Consider the following 19,706-nt stretch of genomic DNA (forward strand, 5'->3'; position numbering starts at 1 on the left):
GTTTCGGCTTCGAGCGGGGGTCGACCTGATTGCCGCCTGTACTGACGCACCCGTCAGAGTCGGTGCCGTGTCACCCGAGGCGTGGATGCCAGGCCCCTCCGCTCACGCCTGGGTCATGTTTTTGCACTTCAGGGGGCATCAAGCACGTGGGTTACATGTATACTTCGTCGCATGAGACTGTTGCCTGCCGACATTCGGGGGCGCTTCTTCGGACAGGCTTGCGGTGTAGCTCTTCCTATGAAATTTTTCATGCATGCAGCTACAGCTCCAGGAGCTTGTGGAGAGTCTGGTGGCCCGGCACGAGGCGGACTTCGCGCTCCTGCGCGCCGATCTGCGGGATGCGGTGTCGGAGGTGGCGTCGCGGTGGGCGGACCGGTACCCGGTCGCGGCGAGTATGAGCGGGCACAACCGCTGCACGAGCGTGCGACAGACACTGATCAGCATGTTCGCTCGGCGGGGCGAGTTCCCGTTCGCCTCGCTGCGTGCGTCGGAGGGACCCGGTCTGTCCGTGGTGCTCCAGGATGGTTTGGGAACGAAGATCCGGGTGCGGAAGTGGCCGACCGACAATCTCGGCCAGCGATACCGGTCGGTGGAAACGCCGCCGCCGGGGCAGAGTACGGCGCTCGAACAGGCGCGGCAGCAGCTGCTGGACGAGGGATTGGATGCGCCAGTATTCCCGCGGCCGATGGCAGGTCCGTCCGAGGTTTTCGTGCTGTGGTGGGCCGACAGCGACGAAGCCGAGCTGCGGGGTGCGGAATTGGCTGCGGTGTCGGGAATCGATTCTGGTTCGTCGGTACAGATCTTGGCCGCGGTCCCGCTGCCACAGCTGCAGCCCACTCAGACCGCGGCCTCAGCATCCCCGGCCCCGCAGGGCGACTTCGACGAGGACGACGAGTCCTCGCAGGCAGGGGGTACTACACCGGCGTAGGACAAATCCGTGGAGCCGTGGGCCCGCCACGGTGTGCGAGCGGGTGTGAATCGAGCCAGCGATGATGAGGACGACGATCGAGGTTTTCGGTGCACGGGTGCGGCAGGCTCGGATCCTGCGTCGCATGACGGGCAAAACGGTGCTGGCTGAAATGGGCTGGAAAGGGGCTCGTCAAACCCGGCTGGAGCAGGCGGACGTGACCGTGCTGGATGTGGACACGGCAACGCGGCTGGCGGAGGTGTTGCGGTTCCCGCTGGAGTTCTTCGCCACGGCTCCGGTGTCGCGGGTGGATGTTGGGAACCTGCTGTTCCGGGCGCCGAAGGCGACCTCGGCGATGGAGAGGGAGTACCTGGCGCAGTTCGCGGTCTCGGTCGGGGATTTGCTGGAGGATCTAAATAGTCGCTGGCAGTTGCCGCCGGTCAAGCTGCCGGACTTGACGCGGCTGACCGACCCCGTCGCGGCGGCCCGGACCACGCGTGAGCGACTCAGCCTCGATCCGGATGCACCGATCGGGTATCTGACCTACGAAGTGGAGCGAGCCGGGGTCGCGGTGGTACTGCGGGCCCGACGCACCAAGTCCTCGGGAGAGCTGGAGTGGGGACCGGGCGACGGAGTGCGGGAGAAGCACCTGGGCTACGCAACCCGGGTCGGGGAGTACGGCGACCGACCGTTGATTGTGCTCCGGGCTGTCGATTCGTGGGAGCGGATCCGTTGGACGGTGGCTCACGAGCTCGGACATTTGGTGCTGCATGCCGACGGGGTGCGTGAGGACGAGCAGGAGGAGCAGGCCTCCCGGTTCGCCTCGGAACTGCTGGCCCCTGCCGCCGTGATCGCCGCGGAGGTGCCCAAGGTTGCCTCGTTGCACAACCTGATGCCGCTCAAGCAGCGCTGGGGCATCTCGCTGGGTGCGCTGTTGCGGCACCTGTTCGAATCCGAGTTGATCGACGCGCACCGCTACGCGATGTTGCGCCGCCAGCTCTATACCCGGATCAACCCCGAAACCGGGCACACCTGGGGCCGCACCGAACCCGGCTGGGACGAACGAGAACCCGAACAGCCCCGGCTGCTGGCCAAGTGGGTAGAGCGCTGCTACAACGCCACCTCACCGGCCATGCTCGCACCACGTCGGCTGATCTGGCCCCAGGACCTGCTCGAGGACATCCTGGCCGGACAACGCTCTGCCCCCTCCACCTCGGTCACCACACCCCCAAAGAGCACGTCGTCAACCCCCACGAACGCGTCGACAGGTGCGCCCCCGTCAGGGGCCGCGGGCTGGGAGCACGGGTCGCGGTCCTCAGCGGAGAACAGCATTCCGGTCTCCGCGAACGGCGGGAAGGTTCTGGATTTCGACCGGTTCCGCAGCAAGCGGCAGGCCTGAGTCTTCACCGGGCGGCTGGAGCGGGATGACGCGCACGCAACGGGTTGGTCTCGGTGAAGGCCCGGGCATGTACACGGTGGTCGGAGCGGATCAACTCCCGCCGCCGATCGACGACAGGACATGACCCGGTGACCCGCCCCGAGCATCCCCGGACCGAACACGCGGTCGACGGGCTACGCCGTCATGCCCGGGAACGTTCCGCCGACGCCCGTGCCGCCATAGAACAGGCGCTGCGAGAGCTGCGTAGACAACACCGACCCATCAACGTCAACGCCGTCGCGCGCCGCGCCGGCGTCAGCCGGAAAACCATCTACCACCACACCGACCTGCTCGAACGCATCCGTAAGCACCGGCCGCAACTGCGCGCCATCCCACGCGAACCCGCGACCAAGCACAACCCGATCATCGCCGCGCTACGCAATGACCTGTCCACCCAGAAAAGTCGCTATGAAGCCGAGATCACCCGGCTCAAACACCTGCTGCGCCAACGTGACGACGAACTCGCCGCCGTCCATGGCGAACTCCACCGGCAGCTCACCCGTGCTCGGCCAACGCGGCGACCCGACGGTGCCCCACCCGGCTCGTAACCTGCATCCATTCTGAGGTCACGCGTGCGCACGCATCTGCCCGTGCGACCCAAGGTGATCATCGCGACCTTGCCACTCTTCAGTCCCCTTCGCATGCCCTGCCGACACGCGCCCGTGCTTCCGCGCCGTCGCTGCCTGCGCCCTGTTGCATGGCCGCTCTAGTTGCGCTGCACACCGACCCCCCGCGCGGCCGGTACACCGACGGGTCAGTGAGTACGCGCGCAGCCGCAATTTCTGGACGAGCTTGGCAAGAGCAGCTTGATCGAGTCATTCAGACTTGCTGTTCGCTGGGCCAGTTCCCTGAAGCCGCGGTCCCGATAGAGCGAGCAGGATTGAGCAGGATGAGCAGAGGCTTCGTCAGTCCTGGACGTTGAGCGGGTCGCTTCTGCCAGGCCACACCGGAGAGCTCCGCCAACGCTGCATCTGCGGGAAGAAGCCGTCGAGGTCGCTGTAGGGATGCAAGGGTGTACCGGCGATGATCTCGCGGAGGCCTTCGACGACCGTGGCAACGGCCGGGCGGTTGAGTGCTTCGGGAGCGATGTGGAAGCGGTTCGGTCCCGGAGCGCGCCCCCCTCCGTCGGAGATGTCTCTGAAGTCTTCGATGGTGCCGTCGCCGCGGCGGCCGGCAGGTCGATCCATCCCGATCAGGCCGAACCGGAACAGGTTCCGAGAAGCGCCCTCGTGGGCCCGAGGCGCTTCGAAGGCCATCGACCACACGCTCTTGGAGACAGGTACCCCATCCTCCCGTGCTTCGGCAGGCCAGAGTTGAATCTGATGCTGCAGGAACAGGTAGGCGATCGTCTCGTCGTCGGTCAGTGCATGGACCCAGCCGCGGGTGAAGAACTCGATCGGAATCCGGAACACGTCGTCATCGGTGTCCCCGGGCATGCGATACGCGACAGTGCCGGTGTCATGGGTTGCGCCCTCATCGAGCAACCGAAACCCGGCAAACCGTCCTCGACCCGAGGGCCGCGAGAGTTCGACGCGGCTGCCGTTGAGCCGTTTGAGAGCACTTCGGAGCTGCTCGTCACGGTTCTCCGCGGGACGGCGCGCGTTCGATCGGTCATTTCGGAGATCGCGCGTCGGCATAGCAACCAGATAGCGCCAGGAGACAGACCCATCGGCAGGTAGATCACGCAACGGCAAGTTCGTGGGCTTCCCGATCTCACCACGTGGACGAGCTTGCTCCGCGAAGATCGCGACGAGCAGAAGCTGCAGGGCCACGCTTCTCGATGCAGCGATCTTGCGCGCCGGCGAGGCGCCTGCCTTTCGGCCGCTACGCCCCTGGTTGTGTGGCTGTCCTGGATCGCTCACGTCGGATGCCCGTAGGTCCGACCTCCGAATCATTGCCCCGCGGATGAGGACTTCGCTGCGTGTCGGCTTCGAGCTGGCCCACAGCGTTGCCCGTGAGGCGCATGCCTGGCTGTCAGGACTGCGGCCGTCGCCGTCCTCCTCGAGGAGGAGCTCGAGCTGAGCGATGCGCTTCAGCGCACGGTCCTTGACGGACCGCGGCTCCCTACGCTCGCTATCGGAGTCGGGCGAACTGTCGGCCATTGGAGTGAACCCCTGAAGATCAAAGTCTGTAAAGACTGTCGTCGCTAGACTGCGCCTAAGGACCTCTTCATCGTGCTGCGTTCGGCCGCTGCGCTAGTGCAGTCTAGCGAGGGTTCACGCGTGGTTGCGAGTGGGGTGCGGAACTCGGAACCTCGGCTCCAGCGCGGACCTGACTCCCAGGTCCCGATCGGAACGGAGACCACTCATGAGTATCACGCTCCCCTCCTTCGACGCCCTGGCCCGCTTCGCAAGCGCCAACCCCGTCCTCACGGTGGTGATAGCGGTGCTCGTGAGCGTCGTGATCCCGGCAGTATGGTCCACCAGGCCGGAGCGACGGTGCGCTGCCAGTGGCGTGCTCGGCCAGCTGTGCGGAATCCTCGGTGACACCCTGATCGCAATCGTCCTGCTCCGCGTCGTCTTGCTGCCACAGCGTGCCGCCTAGCCACGCACCGGTGCACCCGGCCTTGCCTTCAAGAGGGACCGACCTGCCGGGTTCGCGAAGGTCGACGGGCTGCAGGGCGTTGGCGGCGGTCCTGTGGTCGTCAGTGCACGTCGCAAGCTGGAGACTGTAGTCATGTCGGCGTCGCAATACGAGAAGTTGGACGAAGCGCAGAGACGGCAGATCGCGGTGCGCGAGGCGTTGGCGTCTGTACGAGCCGAGGGACTTGAGCCCGATGCCGATGGCCTGCGGCTGATCGAGCACGTCGCGTCCGGCGAGCTGACCACGGATCAGGCCCGTGAGCAGATGCTGGCGCTCTACCGCCAGTGATACATGGCCGCCCGCACCGGACATGGCACGCGAGGGAAGGCAGTACCAGAGCGCTCAACTTCAAGCAGGAGGATCTGACGAACTGAGTCCAATATCGAGTATCACCGACCGCGCAACGAAGCCTTCCCTCTCGTAAAGAGCCCGGCCGGGGGTGTCTGGTTTGGCGCTCGCTTCAACTGAGACATGGGTGTAGCCGTTGCGGCGGGCCCAATCCAGCGCGACAAACACCATGTTCGAGGCGATGCTCCGACGTCGGAATGGCCTCTCAACTTCGACCTCGCGGATCTCTGCGTACCTGCGGTCGGTTGGCACGCTGTCGTAGGCGTAGCGCCGCTCGACCGCCACCAGCCAGCCAACCTCCTCGTCCCCGAGCTTCGCGGTTACGTCCAGACGTTGCCCGCGGCCATCCTCCATCGTGTCGTACCGAGGTTCTTCCTCATCCACAACTGAGCAGTGTATTCAATGCCGACGCCGTGGCCCGTCCGCGACAGGACGGTGGTGGGCGCCGTCGCGGCACCGGGCTTGGACTTGCCTCGGCGAGGTCGAGGGCCTAGAGCTTCATCGACGGAGATGAGTTGGTCCGCGGGTCGTAGCTCTGCACGAGCTTTGTCAGCGCCGCACGATCGGAGTCACTGAGACTCGCAACTCGCTGTGCCAGCTCCGAAAGGTTGTGGTCCCGATGACGCGCTGCGAGACGATCAAGTTTCCGATTAACGCTCGCCCGAGCCTCGGGGTCGTTGAAATAACCCGGCCGCACACCGAAGGCTTGCGCTAACAGGTCGGCGCTGTCTCGACTCGGCTTGTCCTTCACGCCGCTCCGGAGCTCACCGATGTAGGAGTGCGAGAGGGACCCGCCCAGCTCTCGGACTCTGTTCGACACCTCGCGCAGACTCAGCTGCCTGTCTCCCACGGGATGCAGGATCTCAAAGAGGCGAGTGAGCAGCTCGGCGAACGTCGGTTCCCGATCCACCTCCGGAGTTTCAGCGCTCAAGCTAGATCTCCCCGATGATCGGCCCAATCCTTCGAGGTCGCTCTGATGACGTCGACCTGTCTGCCGTGAACCGTAGTCCCGCTACGTGGCCATGCCCGTCATCTTCACGTTCATCGTGTGGAGCAGGTCCCGGCGATCCGTCCTGTTGGCCCGGCGTGTCGGACAGGAGGCCCAAAAAGGGGATCCTCAGCCGGCCTCGATGCGCTGATCCCGTTGTCGGGCAACGAGATCCGTCGCATCCTCGCCGCGCTCGTCCTCACACCGATCACCGCCGTGAGCACGGTCCTGAACTGGTCAAATTGGCGTCGCCGCCGACAACACCAGGCCCGCACTTGCCACTACCGGCGCCGTGGACAACGCCCACCGACCTGACATCCAAACGCCGTTGCAGTACTAGGAACTGAGACGTCGGAGCGTCCTTGTTGAGGCAAGCCTGACTCGGACTCAGAGCTCGCGGGCGCGGAGGTACGCGTCCAGGTCGGCGGCGCCCTTCAGCATGGCGCGTCCCCGGGCGGACAGGCGGGCCTGCCAGTCGTGCAGAGTCGACTCCAGTGGGGCGATGCCTCCGGCGGATCGGACTTGAGCGATCAGCGGGGCGATCTGCTCCAGTAGGTAGCCGCCCCGCCTGAGCTGGTGGGCGAGCCGGACGTTGCGTACGTCGGCCGCGCTGTAGATCCGGTACCCCGTTTGCGGGTCGCGGTGCGGCCGGATCACCCCGGCGTTTTCCCATTTGCGCAGGGTGGCGGGGCGAAGGCCGAGCCGTCTGGCCAGGGGGCCGATGAACGTGTTGCCGCGTTCCTGCGGCATGGGCGCCAGATCGCCGAGGGCGGCTTCGACGGCCTGGAGGGTGCGGCGGTCGTCGAGGAGCTGGCCGTGGCTCTCGTCGATGAGCCGCAGCGCGTCCTCGGTGGCACCGCGGTTGACCGCCTGCATGATTGACGTGGCCGTCTGGTGACCGTGCCCGGGCACAAGGGCGAGGAACGCGCGCAGGGCTTGCGCATGCAGCGGTGTGTAGGTGCGGTAGCCGGTGATGGTGCGTTCGGCGGCGGGCAGGATGCTGGCGCTTTCGTAGTTTCTGACCGCCTGGGTGGACAAGCCGTGCTCGCGGGCCAGATCCACTGGCCTCATGGATGCATCATCGGTTGAAGGTCCATCGTGTTCAGAGTGGAGATGCCAGCACAAAGTTTACACTGAGGGTTCAGCGATACTGTTGAGGGTATGGATATCAAGGACTCGGCCCGGTTGCTCGATGGCGCGAGCGTCTCGGCGTTTCTGCGGTCGCTTCCCGCCCGGCCCCTGCTGCTCGGCCTGGGTGAGGCCAGGCACTTCGTGGGGGAACTGGGTGAGTTGCGCAACGAGATGTTCCGGCATCTGGTCGAGCACGAGGGCTACCGGTCGTTTGCCATCGAGAGCGATTGCCTCAAGGGCCTCCTGGTCGACGACTACATTTCGACCGGCGCGGGAACGCTCGATGACGTCATGGAACGCGGCTTCGGCCACAACTTCGGCGCTGCACCGGGCAACCGCGAACTCGTGCGCTGGATGCGGGCCTACAACGAGAAGCATGCCGAGAAGCTGCGGTTCTTCGGGTTCGACGGCCCTCTGGAGTATTGGGCAGGGAGCCCGCGACAGTCGCTCACCGCCCTCTACGCCCTCCTTGACGGCCCGCTCCCCAATACCGTAGTAACCAGGGAAACCCTCGACACGCTGCTGGGCCCGGACGACCGGTGGTCGAACGAGGCCACGGCCATGGATCCGTCCCAGGCGATCGGCCAGTCCGCCGACGCCCAGCGGCTGCGGCTGATCGCCGACGACCTGGTGGCGCTGCTCGACACGCAGGCGCCGCAGCTGAGCGAGCAGGACAGGGAGCGGGCGGCACTGCACGCGCGCACCGCCACCGGCCTGCTCCGATACCACTACTGGATGGCCGACGCGTCCCCGGCACGGTGGACCCGGCTGTCGGCCCTGCGGGATGCGATGATGGCCGCCAACCTGCGTGCCGTCGCCGAACGCGGCCCGGCCCTGGTCTTCGCTTCCAACCTCCACCTGCAGCGGAACAAGAGCGTCATGACCTTCGGCGACCAGCAGCTGGAGTGGTGGAGCGCGGGGGCGATCACCGGGACCTACCTGGGCGACCGGTACGTCTTCCTGGCCTCGGCCCTTGGCACGGCCGGCGACAACACCCCGCCCCCAGACACCGTCGAGGGTATCCTGTCCACGCTACCGTGGGATCACTCTCTCATCGATGCCCGCCGCCTGGCCGAGGCCATCACAAAGCCCACCCCGCGCATCTCCCACGATTTCGCCTATTTTCCACTGGACCCGGCCCAGCTCGACATGATCGATGGCGTCCTCTTCCTCAAGCAGGCTGTCAGGCTGGGCCAGCTGGGCTGACAGGCGCACGGGTGTCCGGCTGTGCTCAAACGCACGCGCATCAATCACGATCCATGCCCGCGTCCTCACCGAAGGCAGCGCCTGGGGTCGCCGGGGTGATGTGCGGACTGATCGACGGCCCCGGGTTGACAAGTGAACATGAATGAGGTGCCGGACTCGTTAACGGTGCGTGGGACGCAGCGCGCCCGCCAGCCTTCGGCGAAAAGGATCGGCGCCTGCAAGCGGTTCGTCGTCACCGATCCCTCGATCAATTTCTCACCACCGGGGTCGCGCCCGCATCGATGCAAGACTCTGTGCAGCGCTCTGACTCGTAAGACCACGTCAGACAGTGCAAGGAGAACGTCGCCACTGAAGTCCTGCGCCCGACAACTGCAAACAGACTTACGACAAGCACTAGCGAGAAAGTCTCGCCGCCATCGGACAGGCAATTCGCGGGGCGGAAATTGCCGCAAAGTTGCCGCCTGCCGCTGGGGCGCAATGCGTGTCTTGACAAGGGACGCGTGGCTTCTGTAGCGTCCGACTTGCCCAACATGATTCATTATCCAGAAAGGAGCTCAAATTGAGAAGAACGAGTAGTGGCATAAGTCGACTCGCCGATCACCTGTTGGAGCGGGTGGTCCCGCGGGGTACCGCCGCCGCGGTCATATGCACCCCCCGGAGGTGCTGCGAATGGAATGAAGAACCGCACGGGTTCTGGCGGGGTACGCAAATGTGGGACGAGTTGCACGACACCGCGTGCGGCCCCTGTCAACGGGACTACCCGAGCCGGCGCTGCCCCTGATCAATCGCAAACCCGTCATTGACCCGCGCGTCGAGCTCAGCCGAATGCGGACCCCGCGATGCCGGACGCCGTCGTCACCACCTGGCTGACCGCGAGCAGGCTTGGCCAAGTGGTGACCGACAGTCCGTCGCAGGTCAGCGCTCTGTGACCTGCTTACAGTTGCGGCGTGAAGGACTCCGCAACCGTCGACTTGGCGGCACCGGTACGGCCCATGACGGCGCGCGCGGAGCCGAACCTTCCTGACCATGGCCGGGCGGAGCAGTTCTCGTTCGAGCCAAAGTTCGATGGGTTCCTTAACTGAAATGCCGGTGCCTTGCGTTCCGCACGCCCGGCGACCGGGTGATGGTGTAGTCGCGACAGCAGCAATGGTTGACTCGCTGATCCTCCGGCGCGACCGGGTAACTGCACACCATCGGGGGTCATGCCCAAACCCGAGCCGCTACCAGTGGCAACGGGCTTCTCCGCGTGGAGGTTGTCCTGCCCGCCGGCGGTCGGGGGATGGAACTGCGCTGGACCCGTGGCGCCACCGGGTTCGACGATCACAAGGCCATGACGGCTCAGCCGCACCAACCGATCGTGCTGACGGTCGCGGTCGACCTCGATGCCATCGCGAGTGCCGGACCCGAACTGGTCGCAACAGCTGCCCGGGTCGGCAGCGAGATCGTGCAGTCATTTGGCCTGGCCGAGATGCCCCAATTCACGCCACAGGGTGAGATCTCGACGCCGTATTGGGCCTCCACCGGAGCCTTCCGACCGCGGCTCACCTCCTGGGCAACCGAGCACGGCATCACGCTCGAATGAGCTTCCTACGAGCCCGTACACCCTGCTGGGACTAGTTCCTCACGTGCCAACGGCCGCGCACGAGGCTCCGGGGATCACCCTCGGCCTCGGCTGAGGAGGTCGCACTCTGCGGCACGATCGTCAGCGTCGGCGGCGGTCGCGTCAGCAAGGTGGTCGCCCCACGCGGTGCCTGCGCCCAGGCGTACGGCTTCACGCTGGGCTGCGGCCGACACCCACTCGGACAGTGACATGTCAGCTCGATGAGCAGCCATCGCTGCCATGTGGAGCGCCGTCTCGTCCAGGGACAACATCACTTTGCGAGTTGTCATACCTGCCACCGTACTGAATGTCCGGACCGCTCCGCTTGCGATCGGGACGAAGTCCGGCGTTGTCGCTTCACAGCGGAGAGTTCTCCGAGCGCACCCCGGCTGCAATGCCTTGAGAAGAATCAGATCTAGCTCGACAAGATCCAGGCCGTGTTCGAAGCGATCGACGCGGTGCCTGCAACTGAACAAACCCAACCGAGCCAGCTCAGCAGAAGGGGTCAGCTACACGTTCCGCGACGCCCGCATGGTTGAGCGACGCTACGCGCAGACGGTGATCACCACCCTCTCCAAGATCGGCCTGTCAACGGCGCGTTGGGACTGGATCTGGATCTGGCCCACTTTGCGTGATCGGGCTGGCCCTGGCGGGGCGCGCCCGCACCCGCGATCCGTCGTCGACGACGAGCTCGAACCCGGCCTCCCTGCGACTCACCGGAAGCCTTCCGCTGTTGCGATGACGCCCTCCGCAGCGTCCCCGGCGAACAGGATCCGCCCGCGACGGTCGGACCTGGCAGAGCGCCGGGCGCGGGCATCAATTACAGCGTCATGTACTCACGGATCTTGCCGCGCACGTGCGGGCGGTGGTTGCCGAGTGCGAAGCCCAGGGTGGGGAAGAGGCGGGGGATCTGCAGGTCGGTAAGGGGTGGGCTGACGGGTACGTCGGCATGACCGCGGTCGTCCTCGGCCGGCTTGCTCAGATCGCTGTCGACCGCGCGGACGCGGGTTACGACGCCGTCGGCGACGAAGACAATGGCCCAGGGCCTGATAGTTGGTGTGGACGCGCAGCGTGTCCAAGCTGGCGTGGCCGAGCAGCTCGGCCAGCAGCACCGTCGACACCGGCGCGCAGCAGCTGCGTGGCGAACGTGTGGCGCAGCACGTGCGGCCCGAACCCTGCGGGCGCACCCGAGCAGGCGCGCACCAGCCGTGGCCGGCAACCACCGCCTTCTCAGGTGGTCCAGCTCGGCTCGGCGTCTCGCTGGGCGTTCTGCGGCAGTCGTGCCGCGACAGGCCCGATCGCGGCCCCGCCGAGCAGCGTGGCCAGACCGACCACGAGCCACGGGAGCCACATCGCGATCGCGAACAGCGCGACGACGCCGGGCGCGGCGATCTGGGCGGTCGTGGAGGCGTACTGGAACGCGGCCAGGTGGCGCCCGCGCGAGTGCGCCGGCGCAGCCGCCTCGGCCAGCGCGTTCACCCGGCCGGCGGCGACCAGGTTGGCGGTCGTGAACAGCAGCGTAGCGGCGAGCAGGTACGGCACCCGCCACGTCGCCGGGACGGCCACGGTCGCCGCCATCGCCGCGCACCAGACCAGCAGGACCCACGCCCCTCGCCGGATGGCGGTCGGCCGGGACCACCGTCGGGTCAGGTGCAGCACGAGAGTCCCTGCGACCGACCCGATCGTTGTCGCGAGCGCGAGCATCGCACCGGGCAGCCACGCCGGCGCGCCCAGGACATCGAGCACGTACACCGGGACCCCGATGAGGAACACGTCCAGCGGCAGCACGAGCAACACAGTGGCCGCGATCAGCCCCAGATAGGGACGGTTGCCCAACACGCCGGCCACCGACGGCTCACCGGCGGACGGCGCTGCGGCACCGATCGGGACACCGGGCCGGGCACTCACTCCGGCGAGCAACAGGGTCGCCGCGGCGAGGAAGCACCCGATGTTGACGGTGATGGCCACTGCGAGGCCGCCCGGGCCGGCGACGGCGAGCAGCGCACCGACGACCAGCGCTCCGAGCCCGAAGGCGCCACCGCGGATCATGTTCACGACCGTGAAGGCCCGGTCCTTCGGTGCGTTCCCGACCACGTCCGCGATGAGGGCGAAGAGCGCGCTGTAGAAGCACTGCAACCCCGCAGCCAACAGTGTCGCTCCCACGAACACGAGCGCTGTGCCGTTCGCGAACAGATACGCCGAGGCGCCCGCCGCCTGCACCACCTGGGCAGCCACGACGACCCCTCGCGCGCCCACCCGATCGACCATCCGGCCGGCGATCGGCGGCACAGCCAGCCCGACCACGGTGCCCACGGTGACTGCCGCGGCGGCGACCGTCAGCGGTAGCCCCACTACTCCCGTTGCGTAGACCAGTGACAACGGCAGGAACAGGCCGGCGCCGAACTGATCCACACCCAGAGCTACCAACAGCGCAGCCCGCCCGTTCATCCCCACGGGACTCGACCCTAGCAACGCCGCCGCCCAGCAAGATCGCGCATGGCCTTGTCGCGACCAACTGGGTCCGGGGCCGTTCTGAGTGGGCACCAATGGGTGCAACGCCGGCATCGCGCGCGAGCTACTGCGCCTGGCCCGGCTCAAGTCAGCACGAACTCCGTCGTACACCTTCCAGCGGCCCGATCACCACAGCGCCGCTGCTGAGGTAGGTGCATGACGTAGGCGCCGAGCTGGAACGGACGAACCGGCGGAGCCGGGCGCTGCCACTTCCAACCTGGGTATTGCGCAGGCTTCGAAACCTCGCTCCGGGGTACCGCCGGTGGTGCTTCCACTCGACTGTGGCCGCTGTTGCTCACGGTCCGCGATCAGCCGGGGCCCACTGTTGCGGCTGGTCCGGGCATTGCCGGACCTGCAGATCGGCACCATCGCGGTGCTGGGCGTGGACGACTTCGCGCTGCGTCGCGGGCACGTTTACGGCACCGTACTGATCGACCTCGCGAGTCATCGCCCGATCGATCCGCTTCCGGATCGGGAGGCCGACTCGCTCGCCGTGTCTGCGAACCCAGTCATCGACGGGCGATTGCCGGCCAACCATCGGCTGGCCGTGCGCACGATGGTCCACACGCCATTGGTCGACGCCACCCGCCGCCACGTGCCCAGCGGACCGGTCGCCGGTCACCAAGTCCTCGCGGATCCCGGCGTGTCCGGACAGGCCCGCGTAGTCGAACGTCCGCTGCTGCCGACCGTCCTCGCTGGCGAACCGCACCGGGCCGTCGGTCGCCTGGGTGCCGGACGCCACCTCGCCGTTGGTTGCATCGCCGGCTTTCCCCGGCCCGTCATGCAGGCATTGCCTGCTCGGCCCGTGGCATCCTCGGGGCATGCCTCGTGACGATCTCCCGGTCGAGGTCGGCCGGAGCGTGGAGCTGTTCCTGAAGGCCCTGGACGAGTTGGCGCCGGGCTTGGTGACCGGCTTCTACCTGGTTGGATCGGTCGCCTTGGGCGACTTCCATCCCCGCGGTGCCGGTCGCGGTCGGCTCAGCACAGCCAGCGACATCGACTTCGTCGCGGTGACCGACCGCCGCCTGGAGCGTGAGTTATGGGAGATGACGGCGTTGGCCAACGCACACGCCCGCACCGCCGCTCGCTTCCCCCGACCGCACTTCGATGGTGCCGTCCTCACCTGGAACGACCTTGCCGCCGGTCCGGACGGCTGCCCCGATGTTCCCTGCGTCCAGGAGAGCCGGTTCGTACCGGCCGGACGGTCCGGTCTCAACCCGGTGATGTTCTGCGAGCTGGCCGGACACGGCATCACCGTGCGCGGGCCACGGCCCGTCGAGGTGGATCTGTGGGCCGACCAGGATGCCTTGCGCACGTACACGATCAACAACCTCCGTGCCTACTGGCGGACGTGGGGGCAGCGGATGCAGCAGCGGAGCGCCCTGTCGCTCGCCATCGGGCTCAGCCGGTGGTTCCCGGTGTGGACGGTTCTCGGTGTGAGCAGGCTGCACCACCTGCTCGCCACCGGCACGATGACCTCCAAGTGCGGTGCTGGCCGGTACGCCCAGAACGAGTTCGACCCGCGCTGGCAGCGCATCATCGCCGAGAGCCTGAGCCTGCGCACCGAGGGCGCCGAAGGACACCGGAGTTACCGCAACCCGCTGGCCCGCCGCCGCGACACCCTCGCCTTCCTGGACTCCACCATCGACGCCGCGCTGGCACTGCCGGCCAAGTCCTGACCGCAGCGCTCCTGTCAGCACTCGCTCATCCTGGGCCACCAGCACGTCCATCAGCCGTTCCAGTGCAGCGCGGTCGGCCGTGCAGGATCTGGGTGGTTGCGGCGTCGGGGTTCGTCGTTCAGGTCGCCCAGCATGACAACGGCCCGGTTCTGGCCGTTCCCGCCTTAGAGCCAGCCCATCTCGGTCGCGATTCGGATGCTGTCGACGCGGTTGCGCGCGTCGAGCTTCGTCGTGGCGGAGGCAAGGTAGTTGCGCACCGTGCCGACGGTGAGGAACAGCTCGGCGGCGATCTCCCGGGGCGCGACGCCGGCGGCGAACAGGCGCAGGACCTCGACCTCGCGGTCGGTGAGCGGGTTGGGGCGCGTCGTCAGGGTGGCCACGGCGAGTGCGGGGTCGACGACCCGGCAGCCTGCGGCGACCTTTCGGACTGCGTCGACGAGGGCACGGGCAGGCGCGTCCTTGGCGAGGAAGCCGCTCGCGTGGGCGGCGAGCGCGGTGCGCAGGTTCCCCGGCCGTGCCAGCGCGGTGAGGATCAGCACGCGGCACTCCGGCAGCTGCTCGTGCAGCCGGGCGGCGGCGGTGAGGCCGTCGACGCCAGGCAGGTCGATGTCGAGCACGGCGACGTCGGGCCGGTGGCGCAGGGCGGCCGGGACGATGGCGTCGCCGGTGCCGACGGCAGCGACCACCTCCAGGTCGGTCTCCAGGTCGAGCACGACCACCAGGCTGTCGCGCAGGATCGCGGTGTCCTCCGCGACCAGGATCCTGATCACGAGAGGCTCCCGGCGGGGACGGGCAGCGGAACCGCGGCCTCCAGGACGAACAGCCCGTCACCGCGCCGCCACCGCAGGGTGCCGCCAAGGGCGACCAGCCGGTCGCGAAGGTTCGCCAGGCCCTGTCCATGGCCGTCGGACCGTGGGCAGGCCCCGTCATTGCCGACGGTGAGCCCCGCGCCATCACCGGCGACCATGACGTCCAGATCCACCCGCGTGGGTGTGCTGTGCCGCAACACATTGGTCACCGCCTCACGCAGCACCGTAGCCAGCGCGGAGTCGACCTCAGGCGGCAGCGACGGCGGGTCGAGGCGACCACGCACCTCGATGCCCGCCGTGCGAAGGATCTCCCCCGCGGTCCGCAGCTCCGCAGCCAGCGTGTGCCGTTGCGACCGGGTCGGGATCGCACGGGCGTCGTCGCGGGTCGCGGCCGCGATGGCCAGCAGCTCGCCGATCTCATGCCGCGCCCGCCCTGGGTTGCTGGCCAGCAGCGCGGCGGCGATGTCAGTCTTGAGCGCGATCGCCGAGAGGCCGAGCCCGAGCAGGTCGTGGGTGTCGCGGGTGATCCGCAACTGCTCGCGCACCGTGGTCAACTCGGCGAGCTCCGCGCGCGCCTCGACCAGCTCGGCGACGACACCGGTCAGCCTCGACAGCCCGTACACCACCAGCCCCCAGGCCGCGGTGACGCCGCCCACGTACCCGGACCACACGACCAACGTGACCAACGGAACCGGGCCGAACTGAGCTACCCCCACGAGCACGGGCAGGCTGAGCACGACCGCCGCGAACCCGATCCACCGCAGTCGGGGCGCGAGCAGCAGCAGAGCGCTCCCGGCGAGGAACGCCACCAGTGTCATGCCGCCCGCGCCGACGACGGGATAGAAGGCGTAGGTCAGAACGGCCTGGAGCGCAAGCGTCCACGGCCAGCCCCTTGGTCGCGCCATGGCGGTCGAGTGGCGCCACTGCAACAGGACGACCGCCGCAGACACCACAACCGTCCCGAGGACCACCGGAGGTGGGGGGACCGGCACGTCCAGGTCCGGGTACGCCACGTTCAGCACGTTGAGCACGCCGAACATCACGAGCGTGGACAGCAGGACGAGCCGGGCGAGCCGGGGCGCCAGCACCGCGGTGCGCTGCGCGACCGGATCACCGGACGGATCGGGCGGGCCCGGTGGCAGGGTGCGGCGGATCTCGGCGGCCGCGTCGCGAACGATCCGCCCCGCCCGCTCCAGGTGCCGGCGAACTCCGGCGGGCTCGGTGACGACGCCGCCGAGCGCCCTGGCCGCGTGCCGGACAACCTCGTCGAGGCGGTCGACCACGGCGGCGCGCAACCGCTGGGCTCCGGCGAGGCGCTGGTGAGCGACGGCGGCGTCGACCAGGTCGGAACGCGTCGCGTGCAGTGCGGCGGCCATCTCGCCGAGGCGGACCAGGCCGTAGAGGGCGATCCCGGCATCGGCATAGGCGATGATGACCCAGATGGGGCCGATACCCGGGTTCACTCGAGGCAGCCCGACTGCGAGCCGCACGACCAGGTCTGCCGCTCCGGCGGCGACGAAAAGCACCCAGTTCAGCGGCGCCCGCACCGTGAGCAGCAGCAGCCCACCCAGCGGGCCCGTCACCCCGCCCGGCCAATCGGCTCCGAACAGGGCGAACGGCGCGAACGTCAGCACGACCTGGATCACGAGCAGCGGGGCGTACCAATGTGCCCACACCGCTCGCCCGATGCCTGAGACGTACCAGAAGGGCAGTACGAATGCGGCCATGACGAACGGGGCGTGCGAGATGTCCGGGTGGGAGTTCGCGTCGCTGATCCTCGCCAGCAATACGACAGCGAGGAAGACCGGTGCCGGCAGGCCAAGCCGCCCGGGCGCCGGGTCGGCCGCCTCGCTCGATGCCGACCACCGCCGTGCCTTCACCGCGCGACGGTATGCGGTTACCGCCCGTCCCGGCAACGCACCCGCGCCCGGTGGGCTGACCTGCGCGATGTGCGGAACGCATATGCGTAGCGGGGCGCATCCCAGGGGTGGTCGGTGCGCCGGGCACTGGGGCTGCCGCGGTGGCCGCCCAAGACTGGTTGCGGCGCCGGGACCGTCCTGGTGCCATACAGCCGAGGAGCTGCCATGCCACTGGTGACCGCCGATCTCGCCGTATCGATGGACGGCATCGCCGCGGGCCGCGACCAGTCCGCCGAGCACCCCATGGGCGCCGAGGTCGGGTTCCGCCTGCACAACTGGCTGATCGAGCACGCCGAGGACCACGCCGACGAGTTGGCGGCGATGCACGACGCCGGGGCGTTCGTGATGGGGCGCCACATGTTCGGCCCCGACCGCGGCGAGTGGGATCTCGACTGGACCGGCTGGTGGGGCGAGGAACCGTCCTACCACGCACCGGTGTTCGTGCTCGGGCACCGGCCGCGCCGCCCGGTCGAGATGGAGGGCGGCACCAGCTTCACCTTCGTCACCGACGGCATCGAGGCCGCGCTCAAGCTCGCGCGCGACGCCGCGGGCGACCGGAACGTCGCGATCGCGGGCGGCCCCACCACGCTGAACGCCTACCTGCGCGCCGGCCTCGTCGACGAGCTGCGGCTGCACGTGGCGCCGCTCGTCGTCGGCACCGGTATCCGCGTGTTCGAGGGCGTGACCGGGCAGGCCTACGTCCCGGTCACGAGCCGCACCACACCCCACGTCACGCACCTGAGCTGGCGGCGCGCCCGCCCGTGATCCCCGCATCGACGAGAGAAGGACGACCATGTCCCTGACCGCCTCACCGGCACCGCCGACCCGGGCGAGACCGCCGCTGCTGGGCCTGGTTGCGCTCGCGTTCCCGACCCTGCTGATCGCGATCGACATCTCGGTGATGAACGTCGCGCTGCCCTCGATCGGGCGCGACCTGCAGCCGAGCGCCGCGGAGCTGTTGTGGATCAGCGACAGCTACAACTACCTGGTCGCCGGTTCGATGCTCACCATGGGCGCGCTCGGCGACCGGGTCGGCCGCCGACGCATGATCATCATCTGCGCTGCGGTGTTCGCGCTCGCGTCGGCCGCCGGGGCGTTCGCCACGAGCGCCGCGATGCTCATCCTGGCCCGCGCCGTGATGGGCATCGCCGGGTCGGCGATCATGCCGGCGTCGATGTCGCTGATCGGCGTGCTCTTCGGCGAACAGAAGGCCCGCATCCAGGCGATGGGCGCCTACATGACCGTGTTCCTCCTGGGCATGGCGGTGGCGCCATTCGTCGGTGGGATCCTGCTCGCGCACTTCTCGTGGGGGTCGGTGTTCCTGGTCGGCGTACCGGTCATGGTCGTGACGATGATCACCGTCCCGCTGCTGCTGCCGGAGACCCGCGCCGAGGCCGCGCCCCCGATCGACCTGCTCAGCACCGCGCAGAGCATCGGCGCCGTGCTCGGCCTGGTTTACGCGCTGAAGACGTGGGTGAACGACGGCGCGGGGCTCGGGGTGTGGCTCGCGCTAGCCAGCGGCACGCTGCTGGCGGTGCTGTTCGTCCGGCGGCAGCGGCGGCTCGAGCACCCGCTGCTCGACCTCGCCCTGCTGACCGGCGGTGCGGTGCGGCGGGCGCTGGCGGCACTGTTCCTCACCTCGCTGATCATGGGTGGCGTCTCGCTGTTCTTCAGCCTGTACCTGCAGGAGGTGCAGGGCCTGACGCCGCTGGAGGCGGCCTGGTGGACCTTGCCGCAGATCGTGGCCATGATCCTCGCGGCCAACGGCGGACCGCTGCTGCGCCGCAGGCTGGAGCACCACACGGTGGTGCTCACCTGCGTGGCGATCATGGCGGTCGGGTTCGCGTTGTCCGCGCTGATCCCGGTGAGCTGGGCAGGGCGCCCACTGGCCGCCGGCGGGTTCGCGCTGGCCACTTTAGGAATCGGCGCGGCGTACCCGCTGCTGATGGACCTGGTGATCAGCGCGTCGCCACCCGAGCGGGCCGGAGCGGGAGCCGCGCTGGCCCAGCTCAGCAACGAGATGGGGATCGCGCTCGGCCTGACCGTCCTCGGAACTCTGGGCACCATCGTCTACCGGGGCGTGCTCGACCTGCCGGGCAAGGCGTCGACGAGCGTGGTCGCCGGAGTTTCGGAGGCGACGGCGCACTCCGATTCAGCGCTGCTGGACGCGGTCCGCGGTGCGTTCACCACCTCCTACAACGTGGTCGGCCTCGTGGGAGTCGGCGTGCTGGCGTTGGTGGCGGGCCTGGTCTTCCACCGCCGGCGCCCGAGCACATGACGAGCGCCGCGAGAGTGCTGCTGACGTAGCCGCGATGCGCCTCGAGGTGGCTGTCGTGCGTGGCGACCTGCCGGAGAATGTCGCGGGTCTGGGCGATCACCTGCATGTCCCGGAGCGAGTTAGCTGCGCGGTGCTCGACTCGGGTGTACGGCGTGGACATGGCAAGCCCTTCTGCACGTGACGAGTGCGGCGGCCGCCGAGTGCTTCCCCACTCGTCGGCCGCGTCGGGAGGCTACCGCTCGTCGAACATCGGTTCGAGTTGGCGGTGGTCTCTGTCGCGCGACTTGACCATGCCCGCCCACGCCAGTG

The 19,706-nt window shown here is 68.2% G+C and carries 18 protein-coding genes; 11 read left to right on the plus strand and 7 right to left on the minus strand.

The features are described 5' to 3' along the window. Window positions 1-253 precede the first annotated feature (253 nt). The 3 genes from LL648_RS05160 (at window position 254) to LL648_RS05170 (ending at window position 2,893) form a co-directional block, all read left to right on the plus strand. Complete coding sequence (locus LL648_RS05160; RefSeq protein WP_232661239.1) at window positions 254-928, plus strand: hypothetical protein; 675 nt, start codon at window positions 254-256, stop codon at window positions 926-928. A gap of 61 nt (window positions 929-989) precedes the next feature. Then, window positions 990-2,306, plus strand: a complete 1,317-nt coding sequence (locus tag LL648_RS05165; protein WP_232661240.1) for a helix-turn-helix domain-containing protein — start codon at window positions 990-992, stop codon at window positions 2,304-2,306. Window positions 2,307-2,434: 128 nt separating this feature from the next. After that, window positions 2,435-2,893 (plus strand): DUF6262 family protein, encoded by a 459-nt coding sequence (locus tag LL648_RS05170; protein WP_232661241.1) that lies wholly within the window; start codon window positions 2,435-2,437, stop codon window positions 2,891-2,893. Between the two features lie 357 nt (window positions 2,894-3,250). On the opposite strand, the gene LL648_RS05175 is transcribed toward LL648_RS05170, so the two are convergent. Further along, window positions 3,251-4,117 carry a hypothetical protein gene (locus tag LL648_RS05175; RefSeq protein ID WP_232661242.1) on the minus strand — a complete coding sequence of 289 codons (867 nt, stop codon included), beginning with the start codon at window positions 4,115-4,117 and terminating at the stop codon, window positions 3,251-3,253. A gap of 535 nt (window positions 4,118-4,652) precedes the next feature. On the opposite strand from LL648_RS05175, the gene LL648_RS05180 reads away from it, so the two are divergent. Next, the gene (locus LL648_RS05180; RefSeq protein ID WP_232661243.1) at window positions 4,653-4,889 is read left to right on the plus strand and encodes a hypothetical protein; all 237 of its coding nucleotides are present in this window, start codon (window positions 4,653-4,655) and stop codon (window positions 4,887-4,889) included. Between the two features lie 132 nt (window positions 4,890-5,021). Then, window positions 5,022-5,216, plus strand: coding sequence for an antitoxin VbhA family protein (locus LL648_RS05185; protein WP_232661244.1), 195 nt, complete (start codon window positions 5,022-5,024; stop codon window positions 5,214-5,216). A gap of 60 nt (window positions 5,217-5,276) precedes the next feature. Here the strand turns inward: LL648_RS05185 and LL648_RS05190 are convergent, their stop codons facing one another. From LL648_RS05190 to LL648_RS05200, 3 genes are all read right to left on the minus strand, one after another. Further along, on the minus strand, window positions 5,277-5,660 hold the full coding sequence (locus LL648_RS05190) for a GNAT family N-acetyltransferase (RefSeq protein WP_232661245.1): 384 nt from the start codon (window positions 5,658-5,660) through the stop codon (window positions 5,277-5,279). 106 nt (window positions 5,661-5,766) lie between these two features. Further along, window positions 5,767-6,186, minus strand: a complete 420-nt coding sequence (locus LL648_RS05195) for a hypothetical protein (RefSeq protein ID WP_232661246.1) — start codon at window positions 6,184-6,186, stop codon at window positions 5,767-5,769. 465 nt (window positions 6,187-6,651) lie between these two features. Beyond that, the gene (locus LL648_RS05200) at window positions 6,652-7,335 is read right to left on the minus strand and encodes a TioE family transcriptional regulator (protein ID WP_232661247.1); all 684 of its coding nucleotides are present in this window, start codon (window positions 7,333-7,335) and stop codon (window positions 6,652-6,654) included. Window positions 7,336-7,425: 90 nt separating this feature from the next. Between LL648_RS05200 and LL648_RS05205 the strand changes: the two genes are divergently transcribed. Next, entirely contained in the window at window positions 7,426-8,601 is a 1,176-nt protein-coding gene (locus tag LL648_RS05205; RefSeq protein WP_232661248.1) for an erythromycin esterase family protein, read from the plus strand. 1,279 nt (window positions 8,602-9,880) lie between these two features. After that, window positions 9,881-10,183, plus strand: a complete 303-nt coding sequence (locus tag LL648_RS05210; protein WP_232661249.1) for a hypothetical protein — start codon at window positions 9,881-9,883, stop codon at window positions 10,181-10,183. A 1,248-nt stretch (window positions 10,184-11,431) separates the two neighbouring features. On the opposite strand, the gene LL648_RS05215 is transcribed toward LL648_RS05210, so the two are convergent. Beyond that, window positions 11,432-12,649: an MFS transporter gene (locus tag LL648_RS05215; protein ID WP_232661842.1), complete on the minus strand. Its 1,218-nt coding sequence runs from the start codon at window positions 12,647-12,649 to the stop codon at window positions 11,432-11,434. Window positions 12,650-13,055: 406 nt separating this feature from the next. Here LL648_RS05215 and LL648_RS05220 point away from each other — a divergent pair, with 406 nt between their 5' ends. Both LL648_RS05220 and LL648_RS05225 read left to right on the plus strand, forming a co-directional pair. Beyond that, window positions 13,056-13,544, plus strand: coding sequence for a hypothetical protein (locus LL648_RS05220; protein WP_232661882.1), 489 nt, complete (start codon window positions 13,056-13,058; stop codon window positions 13,542-13,544). Beyond that, entirely contained in the window at window positions 13,534-14,391 is an 858-nt protein-coding gene (locus tag LL648_RS05225; RefSeq protein WP_232661250.1) for a nucleotidyltransferase domain-containing protein, read from the plus strand. The genes LL648_RS05220 and LL648_RS05225 overlap by 11 nt, the downstream gene beginning before the upstream one ends. A gap of 164 nt (window positions 14,392-14,555) precedes the next feature. Here the strand turns inward: LL648_RS05225 and LL648_RS05230 are convergent, their stop codons facing one another. Both LL648_RS05230 and LL648_RS45015 read right to left on the minus strand, forming a co-directional pair. Next, a complete protein-coding gene (locus LL648_RS05230; protein WP_232661251.1) occupies window positions 14,556-15,161 on the minus strand; it encodes a response regulator transcription factor in 606 nt (201 codons plus the stop codon). Then, on the minus strand, window positions 15,158-17,080 hold the full coding sequence (locus tag LL648_RS45015; protein WP_232661252.1) for a sensor histidine kinase: 1,923 nt from the start codon (window positions 17,078-17,080) through the stop codon (window positions 15,158-15,160). The genes LL648_RS05230 and LL648_RS45015 overlap by 4 nt, the downstream gene beginning before the upstream one ends. Window positions 17,081-17,284: 204 nt before the next feature. On the opposite strand from LL648_RS45015, the gene LL648_RS05240 reads away from it, so the two are divergent. Both LL648_RS05240 and LL648_RS05245 read left to right on the plus strand, forming a co-directional pair. Next, window positions 17,285-17,884, plus strand: a complete 600-nt coding sequence (locus LL648_RS05240) for a dihydrofolate reductase family protein (RefSeq protein WP_232661253.1) — start codon at window positions 17,285-17,287, stop codon at window positions 17,882-17,884. A 28-nt stretch (window positions 17,885-17,912) separates the two neighbouring features. Continuing rightward, window positions 17,913-19,397 carry an MFS transporter gene (locus tag LL648_RS05245; protein ID WP_232661254.1) on the plus strand — a complete coding sequence of 495 codons (1,485 nt, stop codon included), beginning with the start codon at window positions 17,913-17,915 and terminating at the stop codon, window positions 19,395-19,397. Window positions 19,398-19,706 lie beyond the last annotated feature (309 nt).

The sequence above is a fragment of the Pseudonocardia sp. TRM90224 genome (genome assembly GCF_021245725.1).
Taxonomy (GTDB): Bacteria; Actinomycetota; Actinomycetes; order Mycobacteriales; family Pseudonocardiaceae; genus Pseudonocardia.